Raw genomic sequence first — 18,503 nt, forward strand, 5'->3', positions numbered from 1 at the left:
GGTGCACGAAGGGAGCGTCCCCGCCGTACCCGGACCACCCGCCGGCGGCGGTTGCGCACGCGGCTCCCCGCGTGCGCGGCGACCGCTTTGTCCCCACCCGCGGGGACCGCCCGCTCAGTCGTCGCAGAGCAGATCGTCGATGCGGGCCTCGCCGTCCCGGTAGCGGCGGGTGATCTCGGCGGTGCAGCCGTCGACGGTGTGCTGCAGCCGCTGCCGCCGGCCGGACACCTCCTGCTCGTGGCGCGCCAGGCGCGCCATCGCCTCGTCGAGCTCGGCGTCGGTGCGCGCTTCGAGGTCGGAGAGCTCCACCTCGGCGAGTATCTCCTCGGCGAGCCGCTGGACGCGGGCGGTGAGCGGTGTGCCGAGGGTGACGTGGCGGGCGGAGGAGCGGACGCGGGCCGGGCCGTCCGCGAGGATCTCCGGGAGACGGTCGAGAAGGGGCACGGGTGCGTCCGGTCCCGGCTCCTCCCCGGGGGCCCCCACGGGGGCGCGGCGCCGGAGTTCGGCCCGCAGGATGTCGATCCGCCCGTGCAGCAGGCGGCGCAGGTACGACAGGTCCGCCTCCTCGCGCTGGGCTTCGCGGCGCAGCGCGCGCAGCGCGGGCAGGTCGAGGGCGCCCAGGTCGGGCTCGGCGGTGTCGGCGAGCGGGCCGCGGGGTGCGGGCGGGCGGGACGGCCCGGGGGCGTCGGCCTTGAGCATGGGTGGCCCTTCCTGATGGGCGTGGGCTTCTGCGGCGCCGCCGGCCGGTGTGCTCGGCGGTGCCGGGAGTCTGTCCGGCGTCGGTTGCGGTCATGCGTGCCGTCCCCCGCACGCAGCACACGGGGGTGCGGGCGCTCCCGGTACGCGGCGGGCTGCCGCGGGCCGGAAATCCTGACGTCGATGCTGCCACCTGGCCCCGACACCCCGCAGCGACTCTGCACCCGAACGGACCTCGCAACAGTTGTGCGAAGCCGCTGCCCCGGCGCAAGGAGCGCGCGCCGCGCGCCCCCTCGCGTACGCCCCACCCCCGGCCCGGCGCCCCCCGGCGCGCACGCCACAATGGCCGCATGCGTGCGGTGGCCCAGCGGGTGAGCGAGGCGAAGGTCGTGGTCGACGGGCGGACGGTCGGGGCCGTCACGGGGCCCGGGCTGTGCGTGCTGGTCGGGGTGACGCACGACGACACGAAGGAGAAGGCCGCCCAGCTCGCGCGCAAGCTGTGGACGCTGCGCGTCCTGCCGGACGAGAAGTCCTGCTCGGACATCGGCGCGCCGCTGCTGGTGATCAGCCAGTTCACGCTGTACGGCGACGCGCGCAAGGGCCGCCGCCCGACGTGGAACGCCGCCGCGCCGGGGCCCGTCGCCGAGCCGCTCGTCGACGCGGTGGTGGCCGAGCTGCGCGCGCTGGGCGCGACCGTCGAGACGGGTGTCTTCGGCGCGGACATGAAGGTGTCGCTCACCAACGACGGACCCTTCACCGTCGTCCTGGAGATGTGAGCGCCCGGGCCCCGGACCGGGCGCCCAGGGGCACTCAGGGCGCGACGACGGTCTCCTGCGTCGCGGCGGTGTCCCCGGCGACGAGCGTCGCCTCCTCGGGGGTGTTGCGCTTGACGACGGCGAGCGCGATCGGCCCCAGCTCCCAGTGCCGCGCGGACGAGGTGACCGTGCCGACGACGCGGCCCTCCGCGCCCTCCCCGGCGATCCGCAGCGGGGTGCCGTGGCCGGGCAGGCGCACCTCGCTGCCGTCCAGGTGCAGGAAGACCAGCCGGCGCGGCGGGCGGCCGAGGTTGTGCACGCGGGCCACCGTCTCCTGGCCGCGGTAGCAGCCCTTGTGCAGGTGGACGGCGGTCTCCAGCCAGCCCAGCTCGTGCGGGATGGTGCGGTGGTCCGTCTCCAGGCCGAGCCGCGGCCGGTGCGCCTCGATACGCAGCGCCTCGTACGCGAGCACGCCCACGGGCGGTCCGGCCTGGGCGGCGAAGGCCTCCAGGTCCTCACGCGGCACGAACACGTCGCGCCCGTACGGCGTCTCGCGCACCGCCCAGCCGTCCGGGAGCGTCACGATGGAGCCCGCCGGGAGGTGGACGAGGGCGAAGCCGCCGGTGGCGTCGGCGGTCTCGACCCGGTAGAAGAACTTCATGCTCTCCAGGTAGGCCAGCAGGTCGCCCTGGGTGCCGGGCTCGACGTGCATCCAGGTCGTCACCCCGTCGTCGACGAGGTAGAGCGCGTGCTCGATGTGGCCGTGCGGGGAGAGGATGAGCGCCTCGGTGGCCTGCCCGGGCGGCAGTTGCTCGACGTGCTGGGTGAGCAGCAGGTGCAGCCACGACAGGCGGTCGGCGCCGGTCACGGTGACGACGCCGCGGTGCGAGAGGTCCACGAATCCGCGGCCGTCGGCCAGCACGCGCTGCTCGCGGAAGAGGTCGCCGTAGTGCGCGGCCACTCCTTCGTCGGGGCCTTCGGCCGCCACGGCGCCGGGCAGCGCCAGCAAAGGGCTCTTCGTCGTCATGCCGTCAAGACTACGACCCGCCCGGCACGGACTCCCCCGCGTCCCCGCCCGGTTCCTCCCGGGCCGCCGCCCTGGCCGCGCAGTCGCGGCAGCGGCCGAAGATGGCGAAGTGCTTCATGTCCGTCTCGAAGCCGAAGTGCTCGCGCAGGCCGTCGCCGAGCGGCGCGGCGAGCGAGACGTCGGCCTCGGTGACCTGGTCGCAGTCGCGGCACACCAGGTGCATGTGGTCGTGCCGGTCCGCGAGGTGGTACGTGGGCGCGCCGTGCCCGAGGTGGGCGTGGCTGACCAGGCCCAGCTCCTCCAGCAGCTCCAGGGTGCGGTAGACGGTGGAGATGTTGATCCCCGAGGCGGTCCTGCGCACCTCGCACAGGATGCCGTCCGGGGTGGCGTGCTCCAGGCTGTCGACCGCTTCCAGCACCAGCTGCCGCTGCGGTGTGAGCCGGTAACCGCGGCGGCGCAGGTCGCTCTTCCAGTCGGTGGTGACCACGGCCCCAGTGTAGGACGGCGGCGGCCGCGCACCCCGGGTCCCGACCGGCGGCAGGGGTCGGAACCCCTACTTGAAGAAGGCGATCCCGTCGTCCGGGAGGTCCTTGAGGTCACCGATCCACTCGCGCGGGTCCACGACCTTCTTCAGGTGCGCGGACATGTACGGGCGCAGCGGCACGGCGGGGGTGGCCTTCTCGCCGACCCACATCAGATCGCTCTTCACGTAGCCGTACAGCCGCTTGCCGCCGCTGTACTCGGGGGCGAAGGGCAGCCGGGCGACGGCGTCCGTGACCAGGTCGATCTGCGGCTTGCCCTCGGCCAGCTCGCCGGTCCAGATCTCGACGACGCCCTCGTCGCGGGTGGTGGTGACGTCGACCTTGCGGTCGGCGCCGATCCGCCAGTAGCCCGTCTCGCTCTCCAGCGGGCGCGTCTTCTTCCCCTCGGCGTCCAGCACCCAGGTACGCGAGGCGTATTCCAGGAACGGCCGGCCGTCGTGCGTGAAGACGACCTCCTGCCCGAAGTTGCACTTATCGGCGCCCGGGAAGTCGAAGACGCCCGCGCCCTCCCAGCGGCCGAGCAGGAAGGCCAGCGGCACGAGGTCGGGGTGCAGGTCGGACGGGATCTCGATCATGTCAGCGCTGGCCCTGGTAGAGCTTCTTGACCGCGTAGAGCGCGAACGCGGCGACGGCGACGCACACCAGCACCAGCAGGGCGTCGAAGTAGTACTCAATGTGCACGGGACGTGCTCCTCGCGAGGGCAGCGGGCAGGGCCGCGCCCAAGTCTAGTGCGCGGCCCCCGGGCCCCGCGCGGGCAGGCCGTCCGGCCTGCGAGGCGGCCCCCGGGGGCGGGGCTCAGCCGAGCATCTGCGCCTGGAGGACGACCGTCTGGGTGAAGGCCTGCTCCGGTACGGCGCCGCCCTTGCGCGTCAGCACCACGACCGCGACGGTGTCCCCCGCGCCGACGGCGGCGTACCGCGTCATCTCGGTGCCGTACGGGGCCTTCTCGCCGAACGCGTGCACGGCCGTCCCCTCGGGGTGGGCGAGGTCGCCCGGCGCCGTGTCCTTCTCGCCCGCGGAGACGCCCTTGGGAGGCGTCGACCCCTGGCCCTGCAGGTAGCGCCCGGCGTAGGCCCGGGAGATGAACTGGAGCAGGTACACCTGCCCGCGGGTGCCGTCCGGCATGGTCCAGCCGCGGGCCGCGATGTGCCGCAGGCCGCCGTCCTTGAGCGCGGCCTCCTGCTGCGGGCCGTCGCCGTCCGGGCGCGTCGCCAGGTACGTCGCCGGCGGCAGCCAGCCCTTCGTGCCGGGGAGCGCGGTGTCGTCCACCGCGCCCCGCGGCTCGGGGAGGAGCAGGGCCCGCAGGTCGGCGTAGTGCACGGCGGCGGGGTTGCCGGTGGCGTCGAAGGGGCGGGGCCTGCTGCCGGGCAGCTGCGGCAGCGCGAGCGCGGGGTAGGTCCAGCGGCCGTCGTCGGGCGTCCGCAGGCCGGGGATCCTCGTCCGCTCCGGGCGCGCCACGGCGTAGGCCGTGGCGGCGCCGAAGACGGCGAAGACCAGCACGACGGCGGTCCAGCGCAGCCGCACCCGCACCCGCGGCCCCATCCGCCGGGGAGCCGCCGCGACGGCCTGCGCACCCGGCGGGTACGCGGGCGGAGGGTAGGCGGGCGCGGGCGGCAGCACCGCGACCGGCGGAACGGGCCCGGGTACGGCGGCGGAGGCCCCGGCCACGGGTACGGCGGCAGGCGCCCCGGCCACGGCGGCGGGCGTTTCGGCCACCGCGGCGGGCGGAGAGACCGGCTGGGCCTCGGGCGCCGGCCCGGCTGCAAAGGCCTCGGGCTCCGAGGGCACCCCGAGTGCCGACTCAGTCGCGGAGGCCGACTCCGCCGCGGGCACCCCGAGTGCGCGCTCAGTCGCGGAGCCCGACTCCGCCGCAGGCGCCGCGGGCGTCGGCTGCGCGGCGGGGGGCTCGATGGTGTCGGACATCAGACGCCCTCTTCCGGCGCCTTGACGCGGTCGAGCTGGCCGCGCAGCAGCGCCGGGATCTCCGCCTCGTCCAGCGGGGCCTCCCCGACCGCCTGGAACTCCACCATCAGATCGCCCTCCGTGGCCTGGCAGAACATCGTGTCGACGGACGAGCGGTAGTAGTCGTCGTAGTCATCGGAGTCGCCGTAGTCGTCCGAGCCGTCGGACGCGTCGGGCTCCACGCACACCGCGTGCGGGTAGCCGGGCACCCCCGGCCCGGCCGTGAGGCCGCCCGCGCCCTCGGCGAGCTTCCGGAAGGCCTCGGGTTCGGCGGCGGCGGCCTTCTTGTTGCCGACCTGGATCAGCTCGATCTGGTACGTCTGCTTGTTGTCCGCGGTACGGAAGGTCCGCAGGGCGGCGCCCTTGACGTGCATCGCGTCGATCTGCGCCTTGAGTGTGCGGCGCTGCGCCGCCGAGAAGCGGGAGTTGCTGTCGCCGCCCATGAGCAGCGACGTGGCACGCGGGGCGTCGAGGACGGTGTCGTTGCCGAACTGCTCGACGTCCGGGCCTGGGCGCATGCCCTCCGGCATCGGCAGCAGCATCCGCCCGAGGTCGCCGACGTGCGTGCCGCCCGCCGTCACGGCGTAGGTGCGGCCCGGCGTCGGTGTGGCCGTCGCCGTGGGCCTGGCCGCGGGCGTGCCGCCGTCGCCGTCCCGGGTGAGCGCGTAGCCCCCGCCGGCCGCGGCGACCGCCACGAGCGCGCCGGCGACGAGCAGCGCGGTCCGCCGCCGCCTCCGCGGGGGCGCGGGCGGCGGGGGTGTCCCCCACGCCGGGTACGCCGTGGCGGGTCCTCCCGGGTAGCCGTACGCGGACGGCGGCGGGGGTACGGCCGCGGGCGCGGGCTGCGCGGGGAGCACGGCGCCTTCCGCGACCGCGGGCGCGGACACCTCGGGCGCGTCCGGCGCGGTCGAGGCGCCTTCCGCGACCGCGGGCGCGGGCACCTCGGGCGCGTCCGGCGCGGTCGCCGGGTCCGGCTGGGCGGGGTGCGGGGTCTCGTCGCTCACAGCCGCTCCAGTTGCTTCGTGATCACGGACCGTAGGTCTTTCGCGGTCACCGGGGAGAGCGAGGAGATGTAGACCTCGACGAAGATGTTGCCGACCCGCGCGTAGGCCTGGCCGACGTAGACGCGGACGTCGTCCTCGTCGTAGGGCGAGGTCGAGGCCATCACGGTGCCGTCGACGGTGCCGGGCAGCGGCACGCCGCGGTGCTGGTGGTCGAAGTCCGTGGCGGCGACGGCGTCGCGCAGGGCCTGCTCGGTGAAGACGCTGGTGTCGTCGCGGTACTGGGTGAGCGCGACGTCGGTGTGGACCGCGTCGTCGCGGCCCGCGTCCCAGGAGCCCTGCACCGCCCGCCGGAAGCCGCGCTCGTTGAGCTCCTCGAAGGCCTCGTAGGTGCCGAGCTGTTCGGCCAGTTCGGACTGCGTGACCCAGCCGCGCTCGCCGTGCGAGGCCCCCTCGGGGACGGGCAGCAGCAGCTTGAGCAGATTGCCCTCGTAGACCGCGTCGCGGTCGTCGGCGGCCCGCGGCGCGGGCGGGGTGGGTGCGGAGCCCGCCGGCTGGGTCGGGGCCGCGGCGACGAGCGGCGGCAGCGGCGTGGCCGGGCGGCCGCTCTGCACGGCGTAGCCCGCGCCGCCGCCGGCCAGCACGCCGAGCACGAGGGCCGCGGCGACCAGGAGCGTCAGCTTCCGGCGGGGCATGGGCCGGTAGGGCGGCGCGGCGGGTTGGTAGGGTCCGGGGGCCGAGCTCCCGGTCAGTTCCGGTGCGAAGTACGGGCCTGGTTCCCCGTCCGCTCCGCCGTCGTCGCGGCGCACGTCGCCGCCCAGTTCCTCCATGGATGCCCCCCCAGGCTCATGAACGCACACGCGTGCGAACCGATGGCACGCGGATTCGTATTATGTCCAGCCGCCACACCGGATCCCCACCGAATATGCACGGGCCCGACGTGATGTGTGCCACATGCACCCAGCGCCTACGCTGGTCGGATGGCGAACAAGCTGGTGATCAAGGTGACGGCGGGGGCCGACGCGCCCGAGCGGTGCTCGCAGGCTTTCACGGTGGCGGCCGTCGCGGTGGCGAGCGGGGTGCAGGTGTCGCTGTGGCTGACGGGCGAATCCGCCTGGTTCGCGCTGCCGGGACGTGCCGCGGAGTTCGAACTCCCGCACGCCGCACCGCTTCCCGACCTGCTCGACGCGGTCGTCGGGGCCGGCCAGGTCACGCTGTGCAGCCAGTGTGCGGCCCGCCGCGACATCACCGAGCAGGACGTCCTGCCGGGTGTCCGCATCGCGGGCGCCCAGGTCTTCGTCAGCGAGATCATGCCGGACGGCGTGCAGGCCCTCGTCTACTGAACCCGAGCCCGGCCCGGGCTCATTTGCGGCGGTCCTTGCGGCCCCGCCCCTCCAGTTCGTTCCACCAGGCGTCGGACTGCGGGTCACCGGTGTGCACATCGGGTTCGGGCGGTCCGCCGTCGTCCCCGGCGGCGCCCCCACCGTCCTCACCGTCCTGCTCGTCGAACCACCGCTCCCCCGGGCGGCGCTTGTTGGCGACGATCGCGGCGAAGGGCGGGATGGTCATGGCCACCAGGCACATCACGATCGCGGCCGGGACGGACCACAGGCGCACCACCGCCCACGCCATGACGAACAGCACCACGCAGGTGCCCATCATGGCGAAATACCAGTGACGGCGTCGTGCGTCCACATCTCAACGGTACGTCCGCCGGGCGGATACCGAAACAGAACGGACGGGCACGGCGGAGGGCCGCACCCCGCGCGGGGTGCGGCCCTCCGCCGTGAGCGACCGCGTGCCGGTCGCACCGTCTCAGACGGCGATGGCCACCTCGGAGGGCGTGCCCTGCTGGGCCACGACCGTGCGGTCCACCGTCGCGCCGGGGACGAGCGCGCGCAGCGTCCAGGTGCCGGGCGCCGCGAAGAAGCGGAACTGCCCGGTCGCCGAGGTCGGCACCTCGGCGGTGAACTCGCCGCCGCCGTCCAGGAGGCGCACGTAACCGCTGACGGGCTCGCCGTCACGGGTGACGGAGCCCTGGATGATGGTCTCCTTGGCCACGTCGATGCCCGCCAGTTCCGGGCCGCCGGCCTTCGCTCCACACATAACGTTCAGTCCTCGCCTTGTCGCTGGGGGTCGATCGGGGTCGCTCGGGTCCGGGACCCGGGTCAGTTGGCGCCGAGCTCGATCGGCACGCCGACCAGCGAGCCGTACTCGGTCCACGAGCCGTCGTAGTTCTTGACGTTGCCCTGGTCGAGCAGCTCGTGCAGCACGAACCAGGTGAGCGCGGAGCGCTCGCCGATGCGGCAGTACGCGATGGTGTCCTTGGCCAGGTCGACGTTCTCGTCCTCGTAGAGCTTCCGCAGCTCCTCGTCGGACTTGAACGTGCCGTCGTCGTTGGCGTTCTTCGACCACGGGATGTTGCGGGCGCTCGGCACGTGGCCGGGGCGCTGCGACTGCTCCTGCGGCAGGTGGGCCGGGGCGAGCAGCTTGCCGGAGAACTCGTCGGGCGAGCGGACGTCGACCAGGTTCAGCGTGCCGATCGCGGCGACGACGTCGTCACGGAAGGCGCGGATCGCGGTGTTCTGGGCCTTGGCCTTGTACTCGGTCGCGGCGCGCTCGGGCACGGCGGCGACGAGGTCGCGGGAGTCCAGCTCCCACTTCTTGCGGCCGCCGTCGAGCAGCTTGACCGACTCGTGGCCGTAGAGCTTGAAGTACCAGTAGGCGTAGGAAGCGAACCAGTTGTTGTTGCCGCCGTAGAGGACGACCGTGTCGTCGTTGGCGATGCCCTTGGCCGACAGCAGCGCCTCGAAGCCGGCCTGGTCCACGAAGTCGCGGCGGACCGGGTCCTGGAGGTCCTTCTTCCAGTCGATGCGGACGGCGTTCCTGATGTGGTTCTTGTCGTACGCCGAGGTGTCCTCGTCCACCTCGACGATGACCACCTTGGGGTCGTCGATGTGGGCCTCGACCCAGTCGGCGTCGACCAGGACGTCACTGCGGCTCATGCTGTTCTCCTCCGGGGCAGTGCGGATGCTGCGGTCGCCGCGCGTTACGCGGGGCGCGATGCGGTTGCGGTGCGAGGGGGTGCGGTCCGGGCCGGCGGCCCTGCGGCGCCGCCCGGCGGCTCGGGGCAGGCAGCAGCGCTGGAGCCTTGCGGCCGGGTGCGCGGTACGGGAGAGCTGCCGCCCCTCAGGGCATGCGACAGAGCATGGCGGCGACGCGGCACAGATCGACTGCCCGCCGCTTCGTGAGATCCGCCTGTCGCTTCATGGTCCCGATCGTAGGGAAGCGGACCCGCGAGTGTCACCGGCGTGTCATATGACGAGACAAGATTGTCCATATAGTGGAAAACGGGCGGGCGCCGCAGCGTCCCGCCCGTCTCCGCGGTGGTGGTCCGGGCCTGTTCGCGCCCGGTTCACCCGCTCCGGCGGCCTGTCAGCCGGACACCAGTTCCACATTCCGGCCCGCGGCCTTGATGTCCATCCCGGTGGCGGTGCCGACCGCCTTGGTGAGGGAGATCCCCGCGGGCAGGTGGGTCAGGTTCGCGTCGAAGTCGATCTGCTTGCGGACGGAGCCCTCCAGGCCCAGCGCCGTGACCTCCTTGGGCAGGCTCTCGGCGTGCAGGGTGATCTTCTGGCCGCTCACCGCGATCCGGCTGAAGACGCTGAGGTCGCCCGCGCCGGGCAGCGACGTGGACAGCTTCACCCGCGCGGTGCCGTCCGCGGCCGGCGGCGCGGCGCTCACCCTGATCCCGGCCGGGGCGGACTTCGACAGGTCGTCGTAGCTGACGAAGGCGTCACCCGTGGCCCGGTCGGCGGTCGCCTTCGAGAAGCTGTCGGTGAGCTTCACCCCGTAGAGGTCGGCGGTGAAGGTCGTGATCCGCACCTCCTGCCGGCCGCCGCCCGCGTTGACGTCCTCGGCCTTGATCGAGACGTGCTTGATCTTGCCGAACAGCACCTGCGTCAGGAAGGGCCGCGGGAAGTGGTCGATCGTGAGCTGCGGCTTGTGCTCCAGGCCCTCGGACGTACGGGCCTTCTCCGCGGCCCGGTCCTCCACCACGCGCACCGCGAACCAGTCGGCGGCGTAGAACAGGCCCCCGAGTATCACCACGATGATCAGGATCGTCCGCCACACACGCCACGAACCCATGCGTCCGCCACTCTCCCCACTCGGTCCCGCCCCTGACACTTCCCGCAACGCCTGACGGGCCGCAGGGGGGCCGCGGTTCCCTCCGGACCCGAACCGTTATGTCAGGTCAGCGCGCGGCCCAGAGCGTAGACGACGGGAGCGGCGGCGGTGAGCGGCAGGGCCACCCCCGCGGTGAAGTGCACGAACCGCGACGGGAAGTCGTAGCTCGCCACCCGCAGCCCGACCAGCGCGCACGCCCCGGCGGCGGCCGCGAGCAGCACGCCCCCGCCCGCGCCCAGGTCGCCCGCCGGGCCGGTCAGGGCGCCCGTCGCCGCGGCCACCAGCAGCGCGGCGGCGAGCGAGACCGGCTCGCCGGGCAGCGGCAGCGCGCGCACCAGCGCCGCGGCGGCCACGGCCACCGCGCCCGCCACGACCGGGCCGTGGCCCGCGTCCGACACCTGGGTCGCCAGATAACCGCAGGCCAGCACGGTGATCAGGGTCGAGGCGGAGGTCGCGGTGAGCGACGAGAGGCGCTCGTCGGCGCTGCCGTGGTGGCGCAGTTGCAGGACGAGGACGAGCAGCAGCCACACGCCGAGCGTGCCCAGCACCACGGCGGGGGCCTGCCCGCCGTCCGCGACGAGCATGCCGGCGTCGGCGGTCACGCCCCCGAGGAAGGCCAGGGCGATGCCCTGCCGGGCGGGCCACATGCCGTTGAGCCGGAACCACCCGGCGGCCGTGACCGCCTGGAGCAGCACCAGGACGACCGCCAGCGCCGGCTTGCCGACGGCCGCGCCGCCCGCGAGCAGCAGGCCGAGCACCGCGGTGAGGGCGGCGGGCTGGATGCCGGGCGCGATGATCGGGGAGCCCGTCCGCCCGTCGGGCCGTACGGGGGCGCCGCGCCGGGACGCGCGGCCGCCGGGCGCGACGCCCTCGGCGGCCGGGACGGGCGGCAGGACGGCGGTGTGCCCGGCCGCGTGCGGCTCGGTGTCCGCGGGGGCGGCGTACGCGTGCGGCGCGGGCTGCTGCGCTCCCTGCGGCTGCCAGGGGGCGCCGGTGTCCACGCCGGTGGCGTCGTAGCCGAGCGGGCCGTGGCCGAAGGTGTGGCCGGGGCCCGGCTCGTAGCGGGCGCCGGGGGCCTGGCCGGGGGGCGTCTCGTAACCGCCGCCGTCCGCGCCGTGGGCCGCGGTGCCGTAGCCGCCGTCGCCGTACGGGGGCTGCGGGGTGCCGTAAACGCCGTCGTAAAGGGGCTGCGGGGTCTCGTAGCCGGGGGCGGCCTCCGCGTACGGGGGCTGCGGGACGCTCCAGGGGTGGGCGGCCGCCGGGGCGCCGCCCCAGCCGTCGCCGGCCGCGGGGACGCCGTAGGCCGCTCCGTCCGGGCCGCCGGCGTGGGCCGACCAGTCGTCGCCGGGCGGCGGGGCGCCGAAGGGGGTGCCCTGGCCCGCGTGCGGGGAGGGCGCCGGGGGCAGCGGCTCGGGCACGTAGGCGCCGTCCGCGGGGTAGGCGGCCGGGCCGCCGTACGCCTGCTCGTCGTGGCCGCGGCCCTGCGCGTCGCCCTGGCCGGGGCCGTGGCCGTACGCGCCGCCGTCGCGGTGGTCGCTCATACCGAGCCTCCCGCGAAGGGCGGCAGCACCTCGACGGTCGCGCCGTCCCGGAGCGGTACGTCGGCGTGGTCGCGGGTGCCGACGGGGCTGCCGTCGACGAGGAAGGAGCAGCGGCGCAGCACGCGTGCGAAGTCGGGCTGCCCCGCGTGGCGCTGCCGGGCGGCGTCCAGCGCGTCGGCGAGGGTCGCCGCGCGGTAGTCCTCCTCCGCCGTGCCCGCGGCGGCCTTGGCGGCGGCCCAGTAGCGGATCGTGCCCGCTGCCGGGCGAGCGGCCGTTTCGGTTGCGGCCATCGGGGCTCCGTCCCTCGTCGTGCGTCGTGGTGCAGTAGTCGCTCGTACGGTCTGCCGCGGGGTGCGGCGCCGTCCATGATGGCCCTTCGCGCCGCCCGGCGGGGTCACCGGCCGCTCACCCGGCGGCGGTGCGGGCGGTGATCCAGGCGCCGACACGGCCGAGCAGCCCGGCCCCGGCGGCGTTCTCGGCGTGCCCGAAGCCGGGCTCGATCCACAGGTCGGCGCCGCCCTCGCCCGCGGCGGCGGCCAGCGAGAGCGGGTGGTCGAGCGGGAAGTACGCGTCCCGGTCGCCGTGCACGATCAGCAGCGGCACGGGCGCGATGTACGGCACGGACTCGACGGGCGAGCGCGGCACCGGGTCCCAGTCCCGGGTGTGGATGCGGGTGCCGAGGCCCACCCGGGACACCAGCCGCCCCGCGGGCCGGGTGATGACCCAGTGCACCCGCCGCATCGGCGCCGTACCCCGGTAGTACCAGCGGGCGGGCGAGCTGACGGCGACGACCGCGTCGACCGGCCGCAGCCCGGCGTCCGTACCGGCCCCGGCGTGCCGCAGGACCACGGAGCCGCCCATCGAGAAGCCGACCGTCGCGACCCGGGCGTAGCCCAGCCGCCGGGCCCAGCCCACGGCGGCGTCCAGGTCCAGGACCTCGCGGTCGCCCACCGTGGAGCGGCCGCCCGAGCCGCCGTGGCCGCGGAAGGAGAAGGTCACGACGCCCGCCGCGGCGCCCAGCACGGCCGCCGCGCGGCGCACCGCGGGGCGCTCCAGGGCGCCGGTGAAACCGTGGGCGACGACGACGGCGAGGTCCCGTGTGCCACCCGCCGCCGGGCGGTGCTCGGCTTCGACAGGGATGCCGTCGGACGTCAACAGAACGGCACGCCGGCCACCCGAAGTGAGCGCGGAAACGCACAAACGCCGGTCGCCGGCCTCGGCAGCGGTGGTCATGTCCGCTATTCTTCCGTGCAAGAGGACCTGGGCAATGCCGCCCCCGGGTCCTTTCGTGCTTTCTGCACCGGTCCGACCGACGGGAGATCCGTGTGAGTTCCCTGCTGCTGCTGACGAACGCGCTCCAGCCGTCCACCGAGGTGCTGCCCGCTCTCGGGCTGCTGCTCCACAACGTGCGGGTCGCCCCCGCCGAGGGCCCCGCGCTCGTCGACACCCCGGGTGCCGACGTGATCCTCATCGACGGGCGGCGCGACCTGCCGCAGGTCCGCAGCCTGTGCCAGCTGCTGCGCTCCACCGGGCCCGGCTGCCCGCTGGTGCTCGTCGTCACCGAGGGCGGCCTCGCCGCGGTGACGGCGGACTGGGGCATCGACGACGTGCTGCTCGACACCGCGGGCCCGGCGGAGGTCGAGGCGCGGCTGCGGCTCGCCATGGGGCGCCAGCAGATCGCCGGGGACGACAGCCCGATGGAGATCCGCAACGGCGACCTGTCGGTCGACGAGGCCACGTACAGCGCCAAGCTCAAGGGCCGGGTCCTGGACCTGACCTTCAAGGAGTTCGAGCTGCTGAAGTACCTCGCCCAGCACCCCGGCCGGGTCTTCACCCGCGCCCAGCTGCTCCAGGAGGTGTGGGGCTACGACTACTTCGGCGGCACCCGCACGGTGGACGTGCACGTGCGGCGGCTGCGGGCGAAACTCGGCGTCGAGCACGAGTCGTTGATCGGCACGGTGCGGAACGTCGGCTACCGCTTCGTCACCCCGGAGAAGGCGGAGCGGGGGTCCGAGGAGGGCGGCGGGACCGCCGAGCCGGCCGGCCGGCCGGGGAGCCGTTCGTCCGCAGAGCAGACGGTATGACAATCCGTGTGACGAACGGATAGACACGCGTAGACTTCCCGTCGTGCCCAAGGTGACGCGCGACGACGTGGCCAGGCTGGCGGGGACCTCCACCGCGGTCGTCAGCTACGTCATCAACAACGGACCCCGGCCGGTAGCCCCGGCCACCCGCGAGCGCGTGCTCGCGGCCATCAAGCAGCTCGGCTACCGCCCGGACCGTGTGGCCCAGGCGATGGCCAGCCGCCGTACCGACCTGATCGGCCTGATCGTGCCGGACGCGCGCCAGCCGTTCTTCGCGGAGATGGCGCACGCCGTCGAACAGGCCGCCTCCGAGCGCGGCAAGATGGTGCTGGTCGGCAACTCCGACTACCTCGACGAGCGCGAGACGCACTACCTGCGGGCCTTCCTCGGCATGCGGGTCTCCGGCCTGATCCTCATCAGCCAGGGCCTCAGCGACAACGCGGCCACCGAGATCGACGCGTGGGACGCCCGGGTGGTGCTGCTGCACGAGCGGCCCGAGGCGATCGACGACATCGCGGTGCGCACCGACGACATCGGCGGCGCGCAGCTCGCCGTACGGCACCTGCTGGAGCACGGGCACGACTACGTCGCCTGCCTCGGCGGCACCGAGGTCACCCCCATGGTGGGCGACCCGGTCACCGACCACGTCGAGGGCTGGCGGCGCGCGATGGAGGAGGCCGGGCGCAGCACCGAGGGCCGGCTCTTCCAGGCCCCGTACAACCGCTACGACGCCTACGAGGTCGCGCTCGGCCTGCTGGCCGGACCGGACCGGCCCCCCGCGATCTTCTGCGCCACCGACGACCAGGCGCTCGGCGTGCTGCGGGCCGCCCGCGAGCTGCGCATCGAGGTGCCCGAGCAGCTCGCCGTCGCCGGCTTCGACGACGTCAAGGAGGCGGCGCTCGCCGACCCGCCGCTGACCACGGTCGCCTCCGACCGGAAGGGCATGGCGCGCGCGGCGGTGGACGCGGTGCTCGACGACTCGCTGCGGGTGCCGGGGGCGCGGCGCGAGCGGCTGCGGCAGTTCCCGTCCCGGCTGGTCGTCCGCCAGTCCTGCGGCTGCCACTGACGGCAGCCCGCGGGGCCCCCGATCGGCCGGGCGCTTGTCTTTATATCGGGCATACGGGGTTCTGTCGGGCTTCTCAGCGTGTGCTCAGCCCGCTCTCATAATCGAGCCGCACAGTCGTAGGCATGACCGACGAGAGCAGCCGCAACGGCGACCCCCAGCACCCGTACGACCCGCAGCTTCCGCTCTACTCCGAGTCCCAGGCGCCGGACGCCCCGGTCCCGTCCGAAGCCGCCGCGCCCGGTCCGCAGGCGCCGGACGCCCCGGCCCCGTCCGGCGCCGTCCACCCCTCCGGCGGCTACGCGGGCTTCCCGCCCCCGCCGCCGTACGACCCGTACGCGCAGGCCCAGGCCCCCCACGGCGAACCCGCCGGGACCCCCCGGCGGCGGCGCGTCCGGCGGCCCGCCGCGCTCATGGCGGCCGCGGCCGTCGCGGCCGGCCTGATCGGCGGCGGCGTCGGCGCCTTCATCGGGCACGCCACCGACGACTCCGCGACCGGTGCCACGCACGTCAGCGCCACCAGCTCCGCCGCGGTCAACGCGGCCGCGCTGGACGGCACCGTGGCCGGTGTCGTCAAGGCCGTCGACCCCAGCGTCGTGGAGATCACCGCCGCTTCCGGCCAGGGCAAGGCGACCGGCTCCGGCGTCATCATCACCGCGGACGGCCAGGTCGTCACCAACAACCACGTCGTCGCCGGCGCCCAGCAGATCAGCGTCACCTTCGCCTCCGGCAGGACGGCCTCCGCGAAGGTCGTCGGCACGGACGCCGGGAAGGACCTCGCGCTCATCAAGATCCAGGGCGCCTCCCGCCTTCCCGCCGCGACGCTCGGCGACTCCTCCTCGGTGGCCATCGGCGACCAGGTCGTCGCCATCGGCTCCCCCGAGGGCCTCAGCAACACCGTGACCAGCGGTATCGTCTCCGCGCTCAACCGCGAGGTCACCGTCCCCGTCGAGACCGGCCAGGACCAGAACAGCCAGGGCTTCGGCCAGGGCGGCAGCAGCGGCCAGGGCGGCGACCGGTGGCCCTTCTCCTTCGGCGGCAACCAGTACAACGGCGACACCGGCAACTCCACCACCACGTACAAGGCGATCCAGACCGACGCCTCGCTCAACCCGGGCAACTCCGGCGGCGCCCTCATCAACATGTCCGGCCAGATCATCGGGATCAACTCGGCCATGTACTCCGACGCCTCCTCCGGCGGCTCCTCCGCGTCGTCGTCCGGCAGCGTCGGCCTCGGCTTCGCGATCCCGGTCAACACGGTCAAGGCCGACCTGGCGACGCTGCGCGCGGGCGGCACCGGCAGCACGTCCGGGACGAACGGCACCAGCTGACACCGGCGGCGGCGTGCGAGGCTGGGACGCCGGCTCCCCACCGGGCCGGCCCCCGCCCGCACCGCCTCCCGTAACCGGCCCCTTCTCCACCCCGCGAGGATGCAGATGAACCCTGGTCCCGGCTCCGCCGACGCCGGCGAGAGCACCGCGCGCGTCCTGGTCGTCGACGACGAGCCCGCCGTACGCGAGGCGCTGCGCCGGAGCCTGGCCTTCGAGGGCTACGACACCGAACTGGCCGCCGACGGCCTCGCGGCGCTCGACGCCGTCGACGCGTACCACCCGGACGCGATCGTGCTGGACGTGCTCATGCCGCGGATGGACGGCCTGACCACCGCCCGGCGGCTGCGGGCGACCGGCGTGACCACGCCCATCCTCATGCTCACCGCGCGCGACACGGTCGGCGACCGGGTCACCGGCCTCGACGCGGGCGCCGACGACTACCTCGTCAAGCCCTTCGAACTCGACGAGCTGCTCGCCCGGCTGCGCGCCCTGCTGCGCCGCAGCTCCTACGCGGCCGCGGCCGCCGCGGGCGGCGGCGCCGAGCAGGTGCTGTCCTTCGCCGACCTGCGGATGGACGTCACGACCCGCGAGGTCACCCGCGGCGGCACCCCCGTCGAGCTGACCCGCACCGAACACACCCTGCTGGAGCTGTTCCTGACGCACCCGCGGCAGGTCCTCACCCGCGAGCAGATCCTCAAGGCCGTGTGGGGCTTCGACTTCGAGCCGTCCTCGAACTCCCTGGACGTCTACGTCATGTACCTGCGCCGCAAGACCGAGGCGGGCGGGATGCCGCGGCTGGTCCACACCGTGCGCGGGGTCGGCTACGTGCTGCGCGCACCGGAGGGCGGGCACGCGTGAGACGGCTCGCCCTGCGCTCCCGGCTGGCCCTGCTCACGGCCGCCGCGGTGGCGGTCGCGGTCGCGGCGGCGGCGTTCGCGTGCTGGTTCATCACGCGCGACCAGCTCGTGACGCAGCTGGACTCGACGCTGCGCAGCCAGCTGGAGACCCAGGCCGCCCGCGCGGACGGCTACGTCGACGCCATCATCCACCCCTGCCAGACCAGCGCGCCCAGCGGCGACAACCTCCCGCCGGGCCTGACCAGCGTGCAGGTCGTCACCGCGGACGGGCAGCGCTGCCTGGGCGCCGGCGCCGTGCCCGTCAAGGTGCAGGGCAACGACGTCGCCGTCGCCGACGGCACCCGGGACTCGGCGGCGCACGACACCCGGACCGACAGCGGCCACCGGGTGCGGGCGCTCACCGAGCCGCTGTACCGGGGCCAGGTGCGGACGAACCTCGCCATCACGGTGTCCCGGCCGCTGGACGAGATCGACCGGACGCTCGACCACCTCGCCTGGCTGCTGCTGGCCGTCGCCGGGATCGGCGTCGTCGGCGCGTCGACAGCCGGGCTGTGGGTCGCCCGCACGGGGCTGCGGCCGGTGGACCGGCTGACCGAGGCCGTCGAGCACGTCGCCGCGACCGAGGACCTGAACGTCCGGCTGCCCGTCGAGGGCGAGGACGAGATCGCGCGCCTCGGGCAGTCCTTCAACGCCATGACCGCCGCGCTGGCGTCCTCGCGGGACCGCCAGCAGCAGCTCATCGCCGACGCCGGACACGAGCTGCGCACCCCCCTGACGTCGCTGCGCACCAACATCGAACTGCTGGAGCGCAGCGAGGCGACCGGCCGCTCCCTCCCGCCGGAGGACCGGCGCGAGCTGCTCGCGTCCGTCAAGGCGCAGATGACCGAGCTCGCCGCGCTCATCGGCGACCTCCAGGAACTCAGCCGGCCCGACTCGGCCGCCCCGTCCCTCACCGTGGTGCCGCTGCACGAGATCACCGGGACGGCACTGCGCCGCGCCCGGCTGCGCGGCCCGGGCCTGACGATCGGCGCGGACCTCGCACCCTGGTACGTCCGGGGCGAGGCGGCCGCGCTGGAGCGGGCCATCGTCAACCTGCTGGACAACGCGGTGAAATTCAGCCCGCCCTCCGGCGCGGTCGACGTCTCGCTCCACCAGGGGCGGCTCACCGTACGCGACCACGGTCCGGGCATCCCGGCGGAGGAGCTGCCGCACGTCTTCGAGCGGTTCTGGCGCTCGCCCAGCGCCCGGTCGCTGCCCGGCAGCGGCCTGGGGCTGTCGATCGTGGCCCGCACCGTGCACCAGGCGGGCGGCACGATCACCCTCGCCCCCGCCGAGGGCGGCGGCACCCTGGCCACCGTCCTGCTGCCCGGGGCCCCCACGGCCCCGCCGGGAACGCCTCCGGAGACCTGAGCATCTCACCATACGAAATGACCGTCTCACATCCCGACAGGCGGA

At 74.6% G+C, this 18,503-nt stretch carries 22 protein-coding genes; 7 read left to right on the forward strand and 15 right to left on the reverse strand.

The annotated features are described in order from the left end of the window. Nucleotides 1-114: 114 nt before the first annotated feature. Nucleotides 115-699, reverse strand: coding sequence for a hypothetical protein (locus ACH4SE_RS30800; protein WP_398546806.1), 585 nt, complete (start codon nucleotides 697-699; stop codon nucleotides 115-117). 347 nt (nucleotides 700-1,046) lie between these two features. Here ACH4SE_RS30800 and dtd point away from each other — a divergent pair, with 347 nt between their 5' ends. Next, the gene (gene dtd / locus ACH4SE_RS30805; RefSeq protein ID WP_398546807.1) at nucleotides 1,047-1,472 is read left to right on the forward strand and encodes a D-aminoacyl-tRNA deacylase; all 426 of its coding nucleotides are present in this window, start codon (nucleotides 1,047-1,049) and stop codon (nucleotides 1,470-1,472) included. A gap of 34 nt (nucleotides 1,473-1,506) precedes the next feature. On the opposite strand, the gene ACH4SE_RS30810 is transcribed toward dtd, so the two are convergent. From ACH4SE_RS30810 to ACH4SE_RS30835, 6 genes are all read right to left on the reverse strand, one after another. Beyond that, complete coding sequence (locus ACH4SE_RS30810; protein ID WP_398546808.1) at nucleotides 1,507-2,478, reverse strand: YgfZ/GcvT domain-containing protein; 972 nt, start codon at nucleotides 2,476-2,478, stop codon at nucleotides 1,507-1,509. Between the two features lie 10 nt (nucleotides 2,479-2,488). Further along, nucleotides 2,489-2,965 carry a Fur family transcriptional regulator gene (locus ACH4SE_RS30815; RefSeq protein ID WP_398546809.1) on the reverse strand — a complete coding sequence of 159 codons (477 nt, stop codon included), beginning with the start codon at nucleotides 2,963-2,965 and terminating at the stop codon, nucleotides 2,489-2,491. 66 nt (nucleotides 2,966-3,031) lie between these two features. After that, the gene (locus ACH4SE_RS30820; protein WP_398546810.1) at nucleotides 3,032-3,595 is read right to left on the reverse strand and encodes an FABP family protein; all 564 of its coding nucleotides are present in this window, start codon (nucleotides 3,593-3,595) and stop codon (nucleotides 3,032-3,034) included. Between the two features lie 221 nt (nucleotides 3,596-3,816). Further along, the gene (locus tag ACH4SE_RS30825) at nucleotides 3,817-4,944 is read right to left on the reverse strand and encodes a hypothetical protein (protein ID WP_398546811.1); all 1,128 of its coding nucleotides are present in this window, start codon (nucleotides 4,942-4,944) and stop codon (nucleotides 3,817-3,819) included. Next, nucleotides 4,944-5,987 (reverse strand): hypothetical protein, encoded by a 1,044-nt coding sequence (locus ACH4SE_RS30830; RefSeq protein WP_398546812.1) that lies wholly within the window; start codon nucleotides 5,985-5,987, stop codon nucleotides 4,944-4,946. The genes ACH4SE_RS30825 and ACH4SE_RS30830 overlap by 1 nt, the downstream gene beginning before the upstream one ends. Continuing rightward, nucleotides 5,984-6,814, reverse strand: coding sequence for a hypothetical protein (locus ACH4SE_RS30835; protein WP_398546813.1), 831 nt, complete (start codon nucleotides 6,812-6,814; stop codon nucleotides 5,984-5,986). Before ACH4SE_RS30835 ends, ACH4SE_RS30830 begins: the two co-directional genes overlap by 4 nt. Before the next feature lie 150 nt (nucleotides 6,815-6,964). Here ACH4SE_RS30835 and ACH4SE_RS30840 point away from each other — a divergent pair, with 150 nt between their 5' ends. Further along, nucleotides 6,965-7,327: a DsrE family protein gene (locus tag ACH4SE_RS30840; RefSeq protein WP_398546814.1), complete on the forward strand. Its 363-nt coding sequence runs from the start codon at nucleotides 6,965-6,967 to the stop codon at nucleotides 7,325-7,327. Nucleotides 7,328-7,346: 19 nt separating this feature from the next. Here the strand turns inward: ACH4SE_RS30840 and ACH4SE_RS30845 are convergent, their stop codons facing one another. From ACH4SE_RS30845 to ACH4SE_RS30880, 8 genes are all read right to left on the reverse strand, one after another. After that, the gene (locus tag ACH4SE_RS30845; protein WP_398546815.1) at nucleotides 7,347-7,679 is read right to left on the reverse strand and encodes a DUF3099 domain-containing protein; all 333 of its coding nucleotides are present in this window, start codon (nucleotides 7,677-7,679) and stop codon (nucleotides 7,347-7,349) included. Between the two features lie 120 nt (nucleotides 7,680-7,799). Then, complete coding sequence (locus tag ACH4SE_RS30850; RefSeq protein WP_398192027.1) at nucleotides 7,800-8,090, reverse strand: DUF1416 domain-containing protein; 291 nt, start codon at nucleotides 8,088-8,090, stop codon at nucleotides 7,800-7,802. A 62-nt stretch (nucleotides 8,091-8,152) separates the two neighbouring features. After that, nucleotides 8,153-8,989, reverse strand: a complete 837-nt coding sequence (locus ACH4SE_RS30855) for a sulfurtransferase (protein ID WP_398546816.1) — start codon at nucleotides 8,987-8,989, stop codon at nucleotides 8,153-8,155. Between the two features lie 184 nt (nucleotides 8,990-9,173). Further along, entirely contained in the window at nucleotides 9,174-9,254 is an 81-nt protein-coding gene (locus tag ACH4SE_RS30860; protein WP_355342331.1) for a putative leader peptide, read from the reverse strand. Nucleotides 9,255-9,419: 165 nt separating this feature from the next. After that, a complete protein-coding gene (locus ACH4SE_RS30865) occupies nucleotides 9,420-10,133 on the reverse strand; it encodes a DUF2993 domain-containing protein (RefSeq protein WP_398546817.1) in 714 nt (237 codons plus the stop codon). Between the two features lie 101 nt (nucleotides 10,134-10,234). Further along, complete coding sequence (locus ACH4SE_RS30870; RefSeq protein WP_398546818.1) at nucleotides 10,235-11,713, reverse strand: hypothetical protein; 1,479 nt, start codon at nucleotides 11,711-11,713, stop codon at nucleotides 10,235-10,237. Further along, nucleotides 11,710-12,003, reverse strand: coding sequence for a MoaD/ThiS family protein (locus tag ACH4SE_RS30875; RefSeq protein WP_398546819.1), 294 nt, complete (start codon nucleotides 12,001-12,003; stop codon nucleotides 11,710-11,712). Before ACH4SE_RS30875 ends, ACH4SE_RS30870 begins: the two co-directional genes overlap by 4 nt. 115 nt (nucleotides 12,004-12,118) lie before the next feature. Next, the gene (locus ACH4SE_RS30880) at nucleotides 12,119-12,946 is read right to left on the reverse strand and encodes an alpha/beta hydrolase family protein (protein WP_398546820.1); all 828 of its coding nucleotides are present in this window, start codon (nucleotides 12,944-12,946) and stop codon (nucleotides 12,119-12,121) included. A 92-nt stretch (nucleotides 12,947-13,038) separates the two neighbouring features. Between ACH4SE_RS30880 and ACH4SE_RS30885 the strand changes: the two genes are divergently transcribed. The 5 genes from ACH4SE_RS30885 to ACH4SE_RS30905 all read left to right on the forward strand — a co-directional run bounded on the left by ACH4SE_RS30885 (nucleotide 13,039) and on the right by ACH4SE_RS30905 (nucleotide 18,458). Beyond that, nucleotides 13,039-13,797, forward strand: a complete 759-nt coding sequence (locus ACH4SE_RS30885; RefSeq protein WP_398546821.1) for a response regulator transcription factor — start codon at nucleotides 13,039-13,041, stop codon at nucleotides 13,795-13,797. Nucleotides 13,798-13,840: 43 nt separating this feature from the next. Then, nucleotides 13,841-14,863: a LacI family DNA-binding transcriptional regulator gene (locus ACH4SE_RS30890; protein ID WP_398546822.1), complete on the forward strand. Its 1,023-nt coding sequence runs from the start codon at nucleotides 13,841-13,843 to the stop codon at nucleotides 14,861-14,863. A gap of 122 nt (nucleotides 14,864-14,985) precedes the next feature. Then, on the forward strand, nucleotides 14,986-16,191 hold the full coding sequence (locus tag ACH4SE_RS30895) for a S1C family serine protease (protein ID WP_398546823.1): 1,206 nt from the start codon (nucleotides 14,986-14,988) through the stop codon (nucleotides 16,189-16,191). 105 nt (nucleotides 16,192-16,296) lie between these two features. Continuing rightward, nucleotides 16,297-17,049, forward strand: coding sequence for a response regulator transcription factor (locus ACH4SE_RS30900; RefSeq protein WP_398546824.1), 753 nt, complete (start codon nucleotides 16,297-16,299; stop codon nucleotides 17,047-17,049). Next, nucleotides 17,046-18,458 (forward strand): sensor histidine kinase, encoded by a 1,413-nt coding sequence (locus ACH4SE_RS30905; protein WP_398546825.1) that lies wholly within the window; start codon nucleotides 17,046-17,048, stop codon nucleotides 18,456-18,458. The genes ACH4SE_RS30900 and ACH4SE_RS30905 overlap by 4 nt, the downstream gene beginning before the upstream one ends. Nucleotides 18,459-18,503: the final 45 nt, after the last annotated feature.

Origin of the sequence: Streptomyces sp. NPDC020983 (genome assembly GCF_044333485.1) — a bacterium.
GTDB lineage: Bacteria > Actinomycetota > Actinomycetes > Streptomycetales > Streptomycetaceae > Actinacidiphila.

Coding starts and splice junctions, on each gene's coding strand:
- ACH4SE_RS30800 (WP_398546806.1), bottom strand. CDS start 699: ATGCTCAAGGCCGACGCCCCCGGGCCGTCCCGCCCGCCCGCACCCCGC.
- dtd (WP_398546807.1), top strand. CDS start 1,047: ATGCGTGCGGTGGCCCAGCGGGTGAGCGAGGCGAAGGTCGTGGTCGAC.
- ACH4SE_RS30810 (WP_398546808.1), bottom strand. CDS start 2,478: ATGACGACGAAGAGCCCTTTGCTGGCGCTGCCCGGCGCCGTGGCGGCC.
- ACH4SE_RS30820 (WP_398546810.1), bottom strand. CDS start 3,595: ATGATCGAGATCCCGTCCGACCTGCACCCCGACCTCGTGCCGCTGGCC.
- ACH4SE_RS30825 (WP_398546811.1), bottom strand. CDS start 4,944: ATGTCCGACACCATCGAGCCCCCCGCCGCGCAGCCGACGCCCGCGGCG.
- ACH4SE_RS30835 (WP_398546813.1), bottom strand. CDS start 6,814: ATGGAGGAACTGGGCGGCGACGTGCGCCGCGACGACGGCGGAGCGGAC.
- ACH4SE_RS30840 (WP_398546814.1), top strand. CDS start 6,965: ATGGCGAACAAGCTGGTGATCAAGGTGACGGCGGGGGCCGACGCGCCC.
- ACH4SE_RS30850 (WP_398192027.1), bottom strand. CDS start 8,090: ATGTGTGGAGCGAAGGCCGGCGGCCCGGAACTGGCGGGCATCGACGTG.
- ACH4SE_RS30855 (WP_398546816.1), bottom strand. CDS start 8,989: ATGAGCCGCAGTGACGTCCTGGTCGACGCCGACTGGGTCGAGGCCCAC.
- ACH4SE_RS30860 (WP_355342331.1), bottom strand. CDS start 9,254: ATGAAGCGACAGGCGGATCTCACGAAGCGGCGGGCAGTCGATCTGTGC.
- ACH4SE_RS30865 (WP_398546817.1), bottom strand. CDS start 10,133: ATGGGTTCGTGGCGTGTGTGGCGGACGATCCTGATCATCGTGGTGATA.
- ACH4SE_RS30870 (WP_398546818.1), bottom strand. CDS start 11,713: ATGAGCGACCACCGCGACGGCGGCGCGTACGGCCACGGCCCCGGCCAG.
- ACH4SE_RS30875 (WP_398546819.1), bottom strand. CDS start 12,003: ATGGCCGCAACCGAAACGGCCGCTCGCCCGGCAGCGGGCACGATCCGC.
- ACH4SE_RS30880 (WP_398546820.1), bottom strand. CDS start 12,946: ATGACCACCGCTGCCGAGGCCGGCGACCGGCGTTTGTGCGTTTCCGCG.
- ACH4SE_RS30895 (WP_398546823.1), top strand. CDS start 14,986: ATGACCGACGAGAGCAGCCGCAACGGCGACCCCCAGCACCCGTACGAC.
- ACH4SE_RS30900 (WP_398546824.1), top strand. CDS start 16,297: ATGAACCCTGGTCCCGGCTCCGCCGACGCCGGCGAGAGCACCGCGCGC.